Raw genomic sequence first — 17,231 nt, 5'->3', positions numbered from 1 at the left:
CGGCTTCTTCCCCAGGAAGATCCATGCCGTCACAGCCGAAGGATTCATCCTAAAGCTAATCCTCTTTATCTTCGCCTACACGCTAGCTCAAGTAATTGAGTAGCTCGCAACTTGAGTTAATTAGTACCTGTCTGGTAAAAGTCTTTTACATTATCAGGCTGCGGTGTGAGCGGCACCATCTTACCAAAGTCAGCACCTGGATACCACGACCAGTATGGGCGGTATAATTGTCCATTCATTTTTGGTCCCCAGCTTTCATCGGAACCATAGTCTATAATGCGTTGTCCGTCAAAAGAAGCCCAGCTTTCAGGATGTGTGCCTGGCTTATATTTGAAAATATAGTAACCTTCATTATCGTAGGTGGTACCAGGAGACCGAGAGTTTGAAGAGTAACCTCCTGCATACTCATCCTGATAAGGCATCATTACAGAAGGCCTTTCGAAAGCTGCAGACAGGTTAAGCTCTACTGTTGGAGCACCTCTTGTACCTTTCTTGCTTGTGATCATCACAACTCCATTCGCTGCCCGCACACCATAAAGCGCAGTGGCAGCAGCACCCTTTAGCACAGAGATGCTCTCCACGTTATCCATGATAACTGCATTCTGATCTGTAATGGTACCATCTACTACATAAAGTGGTGGCTGGCTTGTGTTCAGGCTGTTTGCTCCCCTGATCACAATGTTACCGTTGTCGAAGTTAGAGCTTGGAGATCCTTGTATCTGTACACCAGATACTTTACCCACCAACGCTGTGCTTACGTCGTTTGATTTGGCATAGGTCAGGTTCTCGCTGCTAACGGCTCCCACTGAGTAAGGTAGCGTCTCTTTTTCACGCTGATAGCCAAGTGCGGTTACAACTACTTCATCTAGTTGTCTTGTATCCACCGGAATGGCCACATCCATTGTAGCAGCGTTACCTATACTGCGCTCTATAGTCTGGTAGCCTATAAACCGGAATACGAGTGTATTGCCGCCCTCCGGCACATTTATAGTATAAGAGCCATCAACAGCTGTAGCGGTACCTACAGTAGTGCCCTTTACCAGCACTGCTACACCTGGTAACGGCTGATTAGTAGATGCATCCGTTACTTTTCCAGTAACTGTCCTCACCTGCGCCATTGCCTGCTGTAGCAAGGCAGATAGCAAGATGAAGCATACGAGTAAGGTTTTCTTCATTGTTTAATAGTTTAAGGTTTAGTAATAAAATTAGTATATTTATCCTTTTTTAAAGAACATGAACACCAATGAGTTGATTTGTTGAATGGTTTTGCTTTAAATTCACAATTGACTTCGACATCAAAACGCACCAGCAAATACACGCAGAGATAAAGACAAAAAGCTATGTTATTGTGCAGAGCAACAGATGAAATTGCGCTTATACTTTATAAAAGCGCAAAAACCCGACTGTATGAACCCTTAAATTTTGCACATACTTCATACATTAACACAATAGGTACAATGTAAAATAAAAACCAGATACGAAAGGCGTTTGTAGCTTTTAGGGAATTAGGGAGAGAGGGGTTAGGTCTTACGTGAAATAGCAGCAACATACCCTGAGGCGATCGCTTTATATAAACTGGATGATGGAGTTATGTACTCGCGTGTTTATATTCCATATTAGTTTATTTAAGGTGAGACACTACTAATATTACGAATATTATCTTTATTGGCAAATTTAATTTTAATATTTTTTAATGTCATTTTAATATCACCTTAATTTAGACTGTTATGGGCATAAAAGTATAAACCATCAAAATCTCCATCAGCTATCTATACATGGAAATACCTGTTACTACTGCACCATATATAAGCTTTAAGAAAAAAGAAAAGCCACCGGAAACCGGTGGCTTTTGCCCAATGAAGAAGACTACTACCTAGTATTCTTAATCTATCTACTTTATTAATCTATTCACATTCTATACTGAAGACCATTCCTTATTTATTAGCCGCAGTTGCTTCAAATAAACCAGGAAGCGGGTTTGGCACATTAGGATTAGCGTTAATTTCGCTCTGAGGGTAAAGGAAACGCTGTGGTAGTTTACTAGCCGTGCCCTTCACTGGAATTCCTACACGATTGTCGGTTCTTCTGGCATCGTTAAAGGCTTCTATGTTACCAATAAATGTCACGTAACGCTCCTCCAGTATCTCATCTATAAGGGCATCCTTAACTGAAAGTGAGCCTGGATTTTCTATACCATCGATAGCAAAATCAGTAATTAGATATGGGTCGTAGTTACCAGTTTCATACCTCTCGTCTAATAATTCTCTGTATTCATTTAGCGCCTCTAATGCGCCTGTTAGGTTATCCTGTCTTGCACGAGCCTCAGCAAGAATCAACTGATTCTCTGCATACGTTACGATTGGAAAATCTTCATCGAAGCCAAAAGCACCACCATAGTTTAGATCATAAGAACCTAATTTCCCTTTATAGTAGTACTTAAAACGACCAGTCTCATCTGTTTTAGCGTTGTTACGGTTTTTACTAAAAGTGCCTTCCTGTGCCGGATCAAGTATACGTGGCGCAAAAGCATTTTCTGCAGTCATGTACCCTTCACGAAAAATCATCCCGAATGAGTAATAAACGTTCACATCATATAAAGTACCGCCGTGCGGTGTGATCATGTTTCCTTCCGGTGATGGAATACCAAGCATGGCAGCAGCTTCCGCCTTAGCATAATCACCTACATGTAAGTAATAACGGGCTTTTAATGTGTAAGCTACATTAATCCAGTTTTGAGCCTTACCGCTAAAATAGATATCCTTCTCTGCTCTTAGTATACCTTTTCCAAGCTTCAGGTTTGTAATGGCATCATCCAACAGCTTTTGCACACCAGCATAAACCTCTAACTGTGGGTCAAACATTGGGCTTTCTACTTTAGTCACCTCAGAGAAAGGCACATCACCGAAAAGTGATGCAGCCGTACCGGCAGCATGTGCCTCTAATATTTGCGCCACACCTAACACTTTAGGATTCAATTCATTTTCGGCCTTCTCCTGCGCCAGGCGAGCCTGTGTGATAGCGGCATAATAAGCTGTAGACCATGGGCTATCAAAGTCGCCGGCTGTAACAAGGTACTGGTCAAGGTTAATATACTGCCTGTCAACTCCTGAGAATTGATCGGTCCACATACCTGTTAGTCGGGCTACTTCGCCTTCTTGCAAAAGCGCGTTGCCCAGCATCACCCCCTGAATCATATTGTTTACGTCAACAGACTCACCGCTTGGGTTATTCGGATCTTCTTCAAAACCTTCTATAAACCCTTCGCAACCCATAACAGACACAGCCAGCGAGAAGATGGTTATATATCTAAATATCTTTTTCATATAAATCGGATTATTGGAATTAGAAATTAAATCTGATAGAAGCTAAATATGAGCGGGTACCAGGATTGTTAAAGTACTCCAAACCACGGCCATTACCTGTACCTGTTAGGTTTGTCTCAGGGTCAACTCCTTTAAACTCTTTAGACCAGATGGCAAGGTTACGACCTGTTAACGAAAGCTCTACAGAACGGAACTTGGTAGCGTTTCTAAACCAGTCGCTATTTAGCGTGTAAGACAAAGTCATCTCTCTGATTCGGGTCCAGCTGGCATCCTGAATAAACTGCTCACCGTTAGGACCAAAGCCACCACCCAGCGAAGTATACCACGATTGGTCAAGCGCCACGTTGTTGCCACCAAAATTGTCTATTCTTCCACGGAAGGTATAAGAACCATCTGCATTCGGAGTGTAAGCCTCTGCTACAGTTTTGCCACTGTAAAGGAATGTTTCAGCAGCCTCCTGTGCAGATAAAGTAGTCTCAACAGCTGTGTATTCTGATGTACCAAAGTAACGCAATACACCTTCTGTACCAGCCCAGATATCTCCACCTTGAGAGAATTCGAACAGGGTAAATAAGCTGAAGCCTTTGTAAGCTATTCTTGTATTCAAGCCACCTCTCCAGTCTGGGTTCGGATCACCGATTACACCTTCTGTTTGAGCATTAATTGGAAATCCAAAGCTATCTAATGCCAGGCCACCGTTTTCGTTGCGCTCCCATCTGCCGCCCCAAAGTACGCCTACTGGCTGACCTTCAACTGCTCTTGAAGATACACCTGTAAAACCTGCCAGGAATATAGATTCAACACCTTGCAGGTCAGTTACTTTGTTTCTGTTTCTGGTCCAGTTACCACCAATATTCCAGCTAAAATCATTATTGCGTATAATGGCTCCATCAAAATCCAGTTCTATACCTTTATTTTCAAGTGTCGCTGCATTAGCAGTTAGGGAGGTATATCCAGAAGATGCTGGCTGAGGCAGGTTAAAGATTGCATCAACCGTCTCATTAGTATAATATGTTGCATTCAATGAAAAGCGGTTATCAAAGAAACGTAGGTCCGTACCAACTTCAAATTCTTTTTTGCGCTCTGGCTTAAGTTCAGCGTTGCCTTTTATGTTATCCCTAACAAATGCTCCGTCGTAGGCACCGGCATCTAAACCAGGGCCCCAACTTTCACCAAAGAAGGCAGGCGCCCAGTCAGTTACTGTTAGATATGGTCCTGGCTGCACACCTACTTCACCGTAACCTGCACGCAGTTTACCAAAGCTCAATATCTTGCTATCAGCAAATGGGGCTAGGTCACTAAACTGGAATGCTACATCAGCTGATGGGTAGAAGAACACACTTTTAGTTTGAGACCCAAAAGTTGATGCATTTTCCAATCTACCAGAAGCGTTCAGGTAAAGCATGTCCTTAAATCCAAAAGTCGCAGTTGCATAACCCGCAGAAGTACGAATAGTCGATTCAGAATCGAATGGTGAAGTATTTTCGTTTGTAGCGTTTGCAAAATCACTGATTCGCTGGTTAAGAATAAAGTTACGGTACGTAGCGCCTATACTATTAAATGTCCGCTGGTTTAGGTTTAAGCCTACCAGGAAAGATCCTGTAAAGTCTTCGCCGAAAGACTTATTTGCACGTGCAATAAAGTCTCCGTTCAACTGTGTCTCGCCTAAGGTCTGCTCTGTGCCTTCGCCACCACCACCGTTCTCAGCAGAGTTTACCGGGAAGAAAGTTAAGCGCTGATCGGTGTAGTTATCCACGCCACCACGGGCTATAAAGTTTAGCCAAGTCAGAGGCTCATAGCTTAGCTCAAATGAACCGATAAAACGGTTAACATCAGAGGTGTTGCGCTGGTCATTTATAGTCCAAAGCGGGTTGTTGTAAACTGGGCTGGCCGTGTTACCAAGGTATCTTCTGTAAGAGCGTTGTCTTCCTAAGAACGCATCTCCATTACTATTGAAGTATGTACCCTTATAGTCTCTAATATCAAAGTCAGGGGCATTACGCAGGAAACCCAAGTATAAGCCAGATGTGTTAGAGCCCTGCTGAATACGATTTGAGCCGATTTTGGAATAGGTAATATTTGCTTTCGCGTTTACTGTACTAGCTAACCTTTTTTCTGCATTCAAGCGCGCAGTGGTTCTGTTGTAGTCACTGTTGTTTTTAATAATACCTTCCTGATCTAAGTTTGATAAACTCAAGAAGAAGTTGCCGTCCTGATCACCTCCGCTAAAGCTCAGGTTGTTCTCAAGGAAGTGACCGTTCTGAAAAATAGCATCGAAGTTAGAGTCACCAAAGGTCTCACGGCTGTTCTTTGTTACGATCGGGTAGTACTCTGTACCATCCTGCGCCACAAATTTTTGACCGGTTGTATTTACCTCATCCGCACCTCCTGCTCTTTCAGAAATTTTATCACCGTATGAGAAAGCAGAAGTTGGGCTATATTTCCCACTGAAACCTTGTCCGTAAGTTTCCTGCAGATCGTGCGTATAGCTTATTTGATCTAAAGAATAAGTTAAGCCATAACTGATGTTGATTTTACCTTTGGCAGACGAACCGCTTTTTGTAGTGATGACCATTACACCGTTAGCAGCACGAGAGCCCCATAGTGCTGCGGCAGATGCACCTTTCAGAATCTGCACAGAGGCAATATCGTTTGGGTTTATGTCATTTAAGCGCGACTGCTGAACTACACCACCTACACCCGAACCAATGTTGCTGTTACTTACAGGTATACCGTCAATAATAATCAGTGGCTGCACAGAACTCGTGATAGTACTTTGACCACGAATCTGGATGTAAGCACCTGCACCAGGGTCACCAGACGAACGGGTAATCTGTACACCAGAGGCCTTGCCTGACAAACCTGTAACGGCACTTGTTTCACCAGACTGAGCGATTTTTGCGCCTGTAACCTGGCTGGTTGCAGCACCCTGCTTGTCTTTGTCTTCTTTAAAGCCTAAGGCTGTTACCACAACCTCCTCTAGCTGTTGCTGGTCTAATGCGAGCTGCGCATTTACAGTGTTGGTTGTACCGATAGCTTTTTCAATCGTTTTATAGCCAATAAAACGGAATACAAGTGTGTTACTTCCAGCTGGCACGCTTATAGAATATGTACCATCGGAACTAGTGGCAGTGCCCACAGAAGTGCCTTTAGCCACAACTGTAACGCCTGGCAAAGGCTGACTTGATGTTGCATCGGTCACCTTACCGGTTATTGTTCTTACCTGCGCCACTACCTGGTTTACCATAGCAGTGAGCAGCAAGAAACTCAACAATAGTATTCTTTTCATTTTGTTTTTTGTTAAATGTGGTTTTAACTATAGAAAAAGAGATTCCACCCCTTGTGCCAGACAAGGCACAGGGTAATAAACTATTTCTGGCAGCTGTTTGATGATTCAGCTTTTAGCTGGCACCTATTTGGCTATAACGGCAAATAAACACCTACAACGCACGTACACGCACGCTGGCAAAGCCTCCAAAAAGGCAATAAGAAGCAGTGGCACCTTAAAACCATAGCTTTAAGAGCCTTGCTGATCAAGCAGTAATCAGAAAATGATTTAGAGACACTACAGATCCTACTGGAGTGCCGTGGCAGATTTTCTAGAAGAACTCTGCGGAAGGATTGAGTAAAGTTTTTAGCATATTTTTTATTTAAAGTGAGATAATCTCTAAATATATAAAAAATAAATGTTATAACAAACAATATATGCTTTGTTACAAATTTTGCACTTTAGTAACCAAGAGTATTTTAAGCCGAACAAGTAACTACAATGTATAGATAAGTTAGCCGCGCTGCTCCACATCAACTCAAGCTGACACTTTTATATCTTTCAGAAGGCACCTCTTTTTGTCTGAGCACGATCCATTAAAAACAGAAAGCTCCACTTATAAATTAAGCGTGGCTTTTATATACAAAAGAAAAGCCACCGGAGTCCGGTGGCTTTGCCCAATGAAGAAGACTACTACCTAGTATTCTTAATCTATCTACTTAATTATTTTAATTTCTTACTTTCTGGATTTACACCCTAGTCTACATCCCACCACAATGGCTTGCCGAACAGAAAGTCAACAATACCTGAGCTGGCAGCATCTACGTTAGCTTTGTTAGTGCTTCGTTCCTGGTCAGTGTAAGAAAAACGCAACGGAACTCCTTTACCAGGGAAGAAAGACGCAGGCACTTCCTTAATAGTGTTTGGATAACCCATTCTACGGAATTCTGTGAAAGCTTCGATACCATTACCAAACAGAGCGATCCATTTCTGTGTGCTGATTGCCTCAAATTTGTTAGTCTGGGCGGCATAAGCTACAGAAGGCTGCATCAGGTAAGCTTCGATTTCGGCATCTGATACACCATTTAACATCATACTTGAACGAATACCAGCATTGTACGCTTCAGCGGCAGTCATACCCACGTTCCAGCCACGCGCTGCAGCTTCAGCCAGGATAAACATTACTTCAGCATGCGTCATGATATACATTGGCGCATTAGGTGTGTCGCGGTACTTCGCACCAATTCGTGAAACAGTTGGCAATGAAGGTTGAGCTACAGCGCCATTCTGCTGACCTACATATTGCTTGCCATTTACAGTAACACCTGCAGTTGGTGATGCTGGTTTCTCTGCAGGCTTTGCATAAACTGCAATACGCGGATCATTCTTAGAGCCAAGCAAATCTACCAAAGTCTTACTTACAGCATGGTCGTCACGCGTTACAGAGTTTTCGAACCATGGGTTACGATAAGGCTGAGCTCCTAAGTAAGTTAGCGTTGCATTATCTGCGTTGCTCTCGAAGATAGGATACTTAGTGCCGTCAGCCATTATTTTCTCAATACCCTCTTTTGCTTTATCTGGAGCTACTTTAGCCATATGGATAAGCAGGCGCAGGCGCAAAGAGTTAGTAAACTTTCTCCACTTCTCTGGACTTCCACCATAGATCAAATCTCCGCCTACAGTACCACCTGCTGCAAGCAATGTATTGGCTGTTTCCAGCTGCTGCAGCATGTCCATGTAAATAGACTCCTGGCTATCATACTTAGGTGTCATTTTACCTTCAGAGCCCTGTAAAGCATCAGAGTAAGGAATATCTCCCCAAAGATCTGTAATGTTCTGGAAAATCCAGGTGCGCCAGGTACGGCCTACACCTTCCATGCTGCTGTTACCTGTTTCCTGGGCCTTGTCTATTACCAGGCGAGTGTCCAAAAGCGGCCCACTGTAAAGCTGGTCCCAGTGTGTAGAGAAGTCAGAAGCTCTGAAGTTATAGCGGTCTTCGTCGATATACTGGATCTTAGCTATGTGCTGCGCCCATGTAGATGCATAAGTTAAATTAACGCTTGCTCCAAACAGTCTGCTCACAGCAGATTGCTCCGCCGCAGGAAGAATAACACTAGCCGGTACATCTTCAGGAGCGTTAGGGTTACGGTTAATCTCCTCGAAGTCTTTATCGCACGAGCTCAGGCTAAAACCCAGCAGTAGTGCGAAGCAAAATTTATATTTTGAAAATCTAGTCATTTTAAAATCTTTTGAGTTTGAACTCTTAATGAATTAAAGTGTCAGTCTCAGGTTAACACCCCAGCTCTTAGTAGAAGGAAGTGCACCGAACTCAAAGCCCTGGCTGGCAATATCAGCACCAAATGCAGTTTCCGGATCTACGTGCGGAATGTTAGAGTGAATCAGCCACAGGTTTCTGCCAACGACATTAATGCTAGCTCCTCTAAGTTTTACTTTACTTGTGATAGATTGCGGTAAGTCATAACCGAATACAACTTCACGAAGTTTCACAAAACTACCATCAAATACGTGCGCTTCGTGCAGGCCATATAGACCCTGGTTGTAACGCTGCGCAGAAACTCTTACAGTATTTGGGTTGCCGTCAGGTCCGATACCCTCTATTAGCAGACCTTCTTCACGACCTTCAAGTGTTTCTTCTGTAACACCGGCATAAAGGCCGAACATGTGCGTTACAGAGAAGATATCACCACCTTTACGAGTGTCGATCAAGAAGTTGAAGTTAAATCCTTTGTAAGCAAAAGAGTTACGAACACCACCAGTCCAGTCTGGCATGATGCTACCCAATACTTCGTTTGGACCTCTTCTAGGACGACCTGTTGCATCTATCAACTTTCTACCCTGATCATCTCTAAGGTAAGTAGACCCAACAAGTGCACCGTACTTCTCACCTGGTCTTGCCTCAAGGCCTACACCCCAGTACAATCCTAGCTGGTAGGCATTAAGACCTTCTGTTAATGATACCACTTCGTTTCTGATGCGAGAAAAGTTCACCAATACATCCCAGCTAAAGCCACCCTCTGTTCTTACAGGAGTACCACCTAACTGTAGTTCAATACCTTTGTTAGTAATCTCACCTATGTTTACAATCTGGTGAGTAAATCCTGATGATCCAGATCTTGTAACTGGTACAATCTGATCAGTTGTACTCTTCGAGAAGTAAGTTAAATCAATAAATGCTCTGTCCTGGAAGAAACGCAGGTCAGTACCTACCTCGAAAGATGTAGTTAACTCTGGTTTCAGGTTAGCATTCGCTAGTGTGTTTGTGTATGTCAAATTTGGACGGCCATCCCATGGATCGTTGGCAGCAAATGTACCAGCTACTCTATAAGGATCTGTATCATTACCTACCTGTGCCCAGCTGGCTCTTACTTTACCATAAGAAAGTACACCAGAGTTTAAGTTAAAAGCATCCGTGAACACTAAGCTTGTGGATACTGAAGGATAAAAGAATGAGTTGTTAGCAGCAGGTAACGTAGAAGACCAGTCGTTACGAGCGGTTACATCCACAAAGAAGTAGTCTCTGAAACCGAAAGTACCAGTACCGTACAAGCTGTTCACAACGCGCTGGCTTCTGAAGTTAGAAGGTGAAGGGTTACCTACTGCGTTAGATATGTTGTAGATTCCTGGTACAGCAAGTGCTCTTACCAACACATCATTCATTCTGTAAGTATTTCGGCGCTTGTTACCACCAAAAGAGCCGCTTAGCGTAATGTCGCTTGTAATATCTTTGTTAGCTGATAACAAGAAGTCAAGGTTAGTCTCGTTCTGGTAAATAGCCTGCTCATAGAAGCGTCCGTCTGGGAAATCCAGAGTACCTTTCGCCCATACACGCTTGCGGTCATCAGTAAAGAAGTCGCTACCACCACGTACCATCAGGTTCAACCAGTTAGTAAAATCATACTTAACTGATGCGTTACCGATAACTCGGTCACGCTGGTTTGAGTTTAGGTTTTCGTAAACAATCCAGTATGGGTTGTTGTGGTAGTTGTAGTTCCAGTTAAACTGGCTTCCATCCTCATTCTTGTAGTTTCTCAGTTTATCGATATCTACCTGACGGCCAAACCACACGAACTGTTGCATGATATTATCACCTGAGTAACCATTGGCAGGACGGTTGTCGCTGACGTTCTGAATGTAGTTAACACTAGCATTAGCACTTAGTTTGTCGCTAAGCTTCATACCTGCATTAAGACCAACAGAGTAACGACGAAGGTCAGTATTAGGAATAATACCAGTCTGGTCTATGTTGCCAAGAGAAAGACGAATGTTAGCTTTATCAGTAGCTGCTGTGATGCCAACGTTAGTGTTGTGTGTAACACCAGTCTGGAAGAAGTCTTTTACGTTATTTGGGCTTGCCACCCAAGGACCATCTCCGAAGAACTGTCGCTTAGTGCTGCCATCAAAACGAGGTCCCCAGCTTTCATCCACGCCATCCATTACACCGCCACCGGCGCCATCTACGTATTCAAATAATCCGTTAAGACCCTGGCCATACTCATCCTGGTAATCAGGCAAGCGAAGAGGGGTGTCAAAAGAAGTAGTGTGGTCAAGTGAAACACCTAAACCTTGTGTACCTCTACCAGACTTAGTTGTGATCAGGATAACACCGTTGGCAGCACGTGCACCATAAAGAGCCGCAGCGTTCGCACCTTTCAGTACAGAAATAGACTCAATATCATTCGGGTTGATATCAGAAGCAGCGTTACCGTAGTCAACACCACCATAACCTCGGTTTGTGTTAGTTGAGTTACTGATCGGAACACCGTCCACTACGAAAAGTGGCTGGTTATCGCCAGTCAGGGAGTTGTTACCACGTAGCGTGATACGTGAAGAAGAACCTACCGCACCACTTGAGTTCACAATCTGAACACCGGCTACTTTACCTGAAAGAGCGTTTACCACGTTTGTTTCACGGGCTTGGTTAACGGTTTCGCCGGAAACCTCCTGCAGAGCGTAACCTAGAGCTTTCTTCTCACGCTCGATACCCAGGGCAGTTACTACTACCTCACCAAGCTGTTTAGAATCTACTCCCATTGCTACATCTATCGTGCTAGCTGCACCGATGGCTCTTTCTACTGTACCGTATCCCACAAAACGGAATACAAGGGTATTGCTGCCTTGAGGCACGTTAATAGAATAGGCACCGTCTGCACTAGTAGCAGTACCTACTGTTGTACCTTTCACCAATACCGTTACACCCGGAAGGGGTTGATTGGTAGTGGCATCTGTCACCTTACCGGTGATCGCTCTAACTTGCGCCATGGCCTGCTGCAGCAGGGTGGACATAAGTAACAAGCATAGCATTAAAATTTTCTTCATTGCGCTGTCTGTTATAGGTTTTTATTAAATTAGATTAAGGTATTGCCTTTTATTATCCTGCCAGTTCTCAGACGACAGTGGGTTTTACAGTCTTATTGATTTTTATTTGAGATTAACTAACCTCTATTATCACCTCCTTCAGTTTTGCGTAGCTACATTCACTAATGCGCTTTTACTGATCCAAAATTTTATGTAAATTATTATGGTTTACAAAATCATTTGTTACTCCTATACTTTGCCAATAGCTGTAATGCTGATAAAACAAGCCTATTAATGGCTTCTAAACCGGTTAATGTAGAGCAGTAGATCTCTAAACCAAAATCAAAAGAAGCATGAAAGCTTCAAGCAATTTTGCTTAAAGAGGGGGTACAAACCGGATTCCGGCTTCAGTTAAAAGATTATTTAAGAAGTCGCCAGTAGAAAAGAATAAGCAGGGCGACAGTAAGAATTTAGTGACTCAATCAGTGGTATAAGTCTTTCCATTATATTTTTTGTTTAAGGTGAGAGGGTCAATTTTAAGGAATATTTACGGGTATAACAAAATAATTATTGCTTTTTTTCCTTTCTCCTTATTTAAGGCACTTAAATAATAAAATAAATGCGGTACCCCATTCTCACATCTTTAGCATAGGCATCACCCTCATTCACAAGTGGATGGCAATAGGCAGAATACCATCTTTAAAAGCGTATCAGAAGATATTTTGGAATGGCTGCTTCTTATACGGCTATAAAATATAAGTGGCTGCCTCCGTCTAAAGATTTCATTAAAATTCAGGCAAGCTTTCTACAGATCAGTTACTCTCACCTGTATACCAACGCCTCCGTACACTTGCTTTAAGCTCATTTTAAAGCTTCCTTCCTCAATGTCTGAAAAATATGAGCTGGCATCAAAGAAGTTTTCTCGTTTATATAACTCCACAAACAGCATAGATCGGTCTGTTAACACGTACTTTACCTTTCCACCATATGAGTAAGCGTATCGGTCATGGAAGTAGTCATTAAGTTTTGCCGCTCCCGAGAAGGTAAACGGCTGCTCCGTGAGCAATTCATAACGGGTATAGGATACCATTGGTGTTAGTCTCAACTTTTTATTGAGAGGTATATCATACTCAGTAAATAAAGTAAAGTTAAAGCGGGTATAGGGCCAACTGCCTTGATTATTAAGAAACTGGTTTACATATGCGCTTCCCTTCTCATACCTGACTCTCATGTTTTGCTCTCCTACTTGTGAGAGTTCGTAGCTGCCACTCCCGCCAATGTAGAAGTTGCGGAACGAAAACGCCAGACCAAGGCTAGTATTTAAAGATGCAAAGTATTTAGCGGTATAGTGATAAGACATATTTCGCTCATCGGAGTCAGGCTGATTTTTTACTCTGAAGAACATAGAAGCATCGCCTGAACCGGATGATAGCCCTCCAATAAAAATTAACCCAAATGCTCTTGGCTTATATACTTGTTTTTTTTCTAGCCCTGTTTTATTTTGTTCTGCCTCAGGTGTGTGTTTCTGTGCTAGCGGAGTATTTACAGGCATAAGGTTGTGCAGCAATAAAGTCACACTCCCCCCTATCCGATTATCGTATATCTCCACTTCCTTTTGCTTTTCCTCTGGCTTAAAATGAAAAGGCTTACCATCATCCAAGAAATTGTTATTGTTGTTACTGTCTATAAAATATACAAGCTCCTGATTCTTTTTCTGTGCTATCAACATCACATTTATAACTCCCGAGCTTGGTCTTAATGGGTTGCGCAGATACCACAGTACTGCTACTGTATCAGCATAGCCTTGAAGGTCAGGAAGAGCAACAGGTAATTTGATATAAGGGATTTTGTGCTTAGGAAACTCTTTTGCCAAAGGGGTAGTATCAATCTCCCTGCCTCGGATCAATCTTGTAACTACAACTGGAACTGCCGATGAGTCTTTGGAAGGGTTGTAAGCTTCATTAAAAAGTTTGCTTGTAACAGGAGAAAATCTATCGCCCCCTATTGGATAAACTATCTGCCCTGTAGCAACTTCAGTAGTTAGTAAAAGAAGAATGCCAGATAATAGTTTTATTAAGCAGCAATATAAATATTTTCCCATCATATAGTATAAAGTAGTATGTTTTGACTAAACTACAAAAAAAACTATATGAAATCATACTTAAAGCCAAAAACTACAAATTTTACAATTTAATGATTAATATTTTAAAATATGTATTCTGCATTTGACTTCTGCAAACAACTATATTTCTTCTTTTTCCAATTAACTACCAGAAGATAAACAATAATGCCTTTTACTAAAAACTTAAAGGAAGGAAACAAGCTTTCCATAGCATCTTTACAGCCTGGAATCTAATCAAAACAGTAATAAACTAAGAGGCTGTTTTGATTTTATTATTGGAAGCGAAAAGGAGATTTTAAGGGTTCTGGCGAGACTCTTTTTGAGTGGCATAGCAGCGCTATGGCGCGAAAAAGAGACGAAGCCAGGTTTCGTAAAATCAACTTTGCAGCCAAACGAATAAATTCAAAACAGCCTCTAAAGAAGATCTACATAAAAAGGCTGACTACCTTAAGCCAAAAGAAAAAGGCCTTGAAGAAGACAGCAGAAAAAATAAATACGGAAAGCATGCACCCACATTGGATACCATAAAGAGCACATTGAAAGGCAGAAAGTAAATCAGCTAAAAATAGTATACGTAATGTAAGCCATAACATAAGCCAGGCCGGTCATGTAGAGCAACTGTGCCAGAGGCCACATCCAGCTTTTGGTTTCGCGGCGCACGATGGCCAAGGTGCTCACGCATTGCATGGCAAACAGGTAGAAGATCATCAGCGAGAAACTGCGAGCAGGTGTAAAAAACGGCTCTCCCTTGTCATCCTTCACTGTTGTGAGTTTCTCTTTGATAGTAGAAACGTTCTCTTCGTCTCCTATACTATAAATCGTTGACATGGTACCGACAAACACCTCTCGGGCAGCAAATGATGTCAATAAAGCGATCCCGATCTTCCAATCGTAACCTAATGGCTTTATAACCGGCTCCATGGTGCGGCCGATAATTCCGGCGTAAGAAGACTCTAATTGATGGGAAGCAACAAGGTTCTCTGTTTGAACCTCGTTAAGGCTGCCTTGCTCTGCCTCTGCTAATGCCCTTTGCTCTGCTATCTCAAAGTTATTACCCGGCCCGTAAGAGGCAAGCACCCAAAGTATAATAGATACTGCCACAATTACTTTACCGGCCTCAAGCACAAAGGTCTTTGATTTCTCTATAATGGTAAGGCCTACATTTTTCCAGCGAGGCATTTTATAAACCGGGAATTCCATGATAAAGTAGCTGCGCTCTCTGGCTTTAAGTATAACTTTTAGCAACAGCGCAGAGAAAATAGCCGCCAGAAACCCGATCAAGTATAAGCCCATCAGCACAAGACCCTGCAGATTCAGGAAACCCAGGTAGTACTTCTCAGGCACAACCAGCGCAATTAATACAGTATAAACCGGAATACGTGCAGAGCAGCTCATCAGAGGCGTTACAAAGATGGTGATCATCCGGTCTTTCCAGTTCTCGATAGTACGCGCAGACATTACAGCTGGCACTGCACAGGCTACACCAGATATAAGCGGCACTACACTTTTACCATTTAGGCCAAACTTACGCATGATCTTGTCCATCATGAAGGTAACGCGGGCCATATAGCCTGTTTCCTCAAGTATGGCAATAAAGGCAAAGAGTATGGCAATCTGTGGAATAAAGATCAACACACCGCCAAGGCCGGCAATTACGCCTTCGGTAAGCAGGTTAATTAACGGGCCACTAAAGTTACTTTGGATCAATCCGTTTAAACCGGCAATTCCCTCGTCTATCAGATCCATGGGGTAGCTGGCCCACTCAAAAATAGCCTGGAAGATGAAGAAAAGGATGGTGAAGAAAATCAGGTAGCCGAACACTTTGTGCGTTAGCACCTGGTCCAGGCGGTTACTGAACTTTTCGTCCTTGGTTGCCTTCTCCACACGTACTACATCCAACAACAGCTCATTTATGCGTGTGTATCGCTCTATGGTCTCGTTGGCTTGTAAGGTATTAGATTTAAAACTACTTTCCTCTATCGCTTTGTCGAGCCAGGTTAGGTCCTGTTCGGAAAGGAAGCGGAGGTTTTTATACTGGTGCGCATAATGCAGCGCCAGGTAATCGTTTGTAAGCGAAAACCTTGCTTTTATACTTTGCAGCAAAGGCGTAAGCTCCACAGGAATCTCAAAGAAAGAAGCTGAGGAAGGCTCCAGTTGCTGCGTCATTACGATTTTAAGGGCTGCCACACCTATGCCTTTGCGGGCATTCATCGGGATTACAGGCACCCCTAATTCTCGCTGCAACGCCGGTATATCAATCTTTACGCCTTCTTTTTCTGCTACATCCACCATGTTAAGGGCAAGCACCGAAGGTATTTTAAGGTCTACCAGTTGCGTGAATAGCAGCAGGTTGCGCTTCAGGTTTGATGCGTCGGCGGTAACAATTACAAGATCGGGGTAGTGCTTAGATGCCGGATCATAAAGCAAGTCTATAATCACGCGCTCATCCAGCGACTTTGGGTATAGGCTGTATGTACCGGGTAAGTCGATTATCTCGGCGCGCAGGCCCGGAGTTAGCTGGCTATAACCCGTTTTTTTATCAACTGTAACACCCGGAAAATTTCCTACCTTCTGGTTAAGGCCGGTAAGCTGGTTAAAAAGAGATGTTTTACCTGAATTTGGGTTACCTATTAAAGCAATTTTAGCCATAGTATGGCTTACAGTAGCTTTTTCGGGCCTTATTACTTCAGGCTGGGTAGTTACAGTCATGTACTTGAGTTACTGCTTAAGCAAAATCGTTTCGGCTTCGTCTAATCTCAGAGAGAGCGTGTAATCATTTACAATGATGGTGATCGGGTCTCCGAAAGGGGCACGGCTGTTAAGTTTTACTTCTGTACCAGGTATGCAACCCATTTCCAGCAGCTTTAGGCCCATTTCAGGGTCCTGGAGGCAACAGATTATACCGCCTTCTCCTATCTTTAAGTCCCGCACACTTCTGCGGCCTTTATGCTCTTCTGGTTTATGTTGCACCTCTTGCCTCTCTTTATTTAGACTGTTTATAAACAACTGCAAGTTACAAGGTGTTCAACTTTAAAGCAAAAGATTTAGTCTGCTTGAATTGCTTAATTGTTAAATAACTGATTGCTAACCACTAAGCACCAAACAATTGAGAGTATCTAATAACTTAAAAGTTGCTACAATCTTTACTAGTGATGTATTAAAGGTATTTTTAGCCAACCATTAAGCAACAGAGCAATTTAGC

The 17,231-nt window shown here is 42.8% G+C and carries 8 protein-coding genes and 1 pseudogene; 1 reads left to right on the top strand and 8 read right to left on the bottom strand.

What is annotated here, in order from left to right:
* Positions 1 to 103, top strand: a pseudogene (locus K0O23_RS20600) (IS982 family transposase); the annotation flags it as partial.
* Positions 104 to 116: 13 nt separating this feature from the next.
* On the opposite strand, the gene K0O23_RS17400 reads toward K0O23_RS20600, so the two are convergent.
* From K0O23_RS17400 to K0O23_RS17365, 8 genes are all read right to left on the bottom strand, one after another.
* Positions 117 to 1,175, bottom strand: a complete 1,059-nt coding sequence (locus tag K0O23_RS17400) for a carboxypeptidase-like regulatory domain-containing protein (RefSeq protein WP_219878730.1) — start codon at positions 1,173 to 1,175, stop codon at positions 117 to 119.
* A 759-nt stretch (positions 1,176 to 1,934) separates the two neighbouring features.
* Complete coding sequence (locus K0O23_RS17395) at positions 1,935 to 3,323, bottom strand: SusD/RagB family nutrient-binding outer membrane lipoprotein (protein ID WP_219878729.1); 1,389 nt, start codon at positions 3,321 to 3,323, stop codon at positions 1,935 to 1,937.
* Positions 3,324 to 3,342: 19 nt separating this feature from the next.
* Positions 3,343 to 6,612, bottom strand: a complete 3,270-nt coding sequence (locus K0O23_RS17390) for a SusC/RagA family TonB-linked outer membrane protein (RefSeq protein WP_219878728.1) — start codon at positions 6,610 to 6,612, stop codon at positions 3,343 to 3,345.
* A 735-nt stretch (positions 6,613 to 7,347) separates the two neighbouring features.
* Positions 7,348 to 8,829: a SusD/RagB family nutrient-binding outer membrane lipoprotein gene (locus K0O23_RS17385; RefSeq protein ID WP_219878727.1), complete on the bottom strand. Its 1,482-nt coding sequence runs from the start codon at positions 8,827 to 8,829 to the stop codon at positions 7,348 to 7,350.
* Between the two features lie 33 nt (positions 8,830 to 8,862).
* Positions 8,863 to 11,928, bottom strand: a complete 3,066-nt coding sequence (locus K0O23_RS17380; RefSeq protein WP_219878726.1) for a SusC/RagA family TonB-linked outer membrane protein — start codon at positions 11,926 to 11,928, stop codon at positions 8,863 to 8,865.
* Between the two features lie 784 nt (positions 11,929 to 12,712).
* A complete protein-coding gene (locus K0O23_RS17375; protein WP_219878725.1) occupies positions 12,713 to 14,011 on the bottom strand; it encodes an autotransporter outer membrane beta-barrel domain-containing protein in 1,299 nt (432 codons plus the stop codon).
* Positions 14,012 to 14,584: 573 nt separating this feature from the next.
* A complete protein-coding gene (feoB, locus tag K0O23_RS17370) occupies positions 14,585 to 16,738 on the bottom strand; it encodes a ferrous iron transport protein B (protein ID WP_219878724.1) in 2,154 nt (717 codons plus the stop codon).
* Between the two features lie 9 nt (positions 16,739 to 16,747).
* Complete coding sequence (locus K0O23_RS17365; protein ID WP_219878723.1) at positions 16,748 to 16,999, bottom strand: FeoA family protein; 252 nt, start codon at positions 16,997 to 16,999, stop codon at positions 16,748 to 16,750.
* Between the last annotated feature and the right edge of the window lie 232 nt (positions 17,000 to 17,231).

The organism is Pontibacter aydingkolensis (assembly GCF_019443125.1).
In the GTDB taxonomy this organism is placed as follows: Bacteria; Bacteroidota; Bacteroidia; order Cytophagales; family Hymenobacteraceae; genus Pontibacter; species Pontibacter aydingkolensis.
Note: the sequence above shows the minus strand (reverse complement) of the source record. Positions and strands in the feature narration are given on the sequence as shown.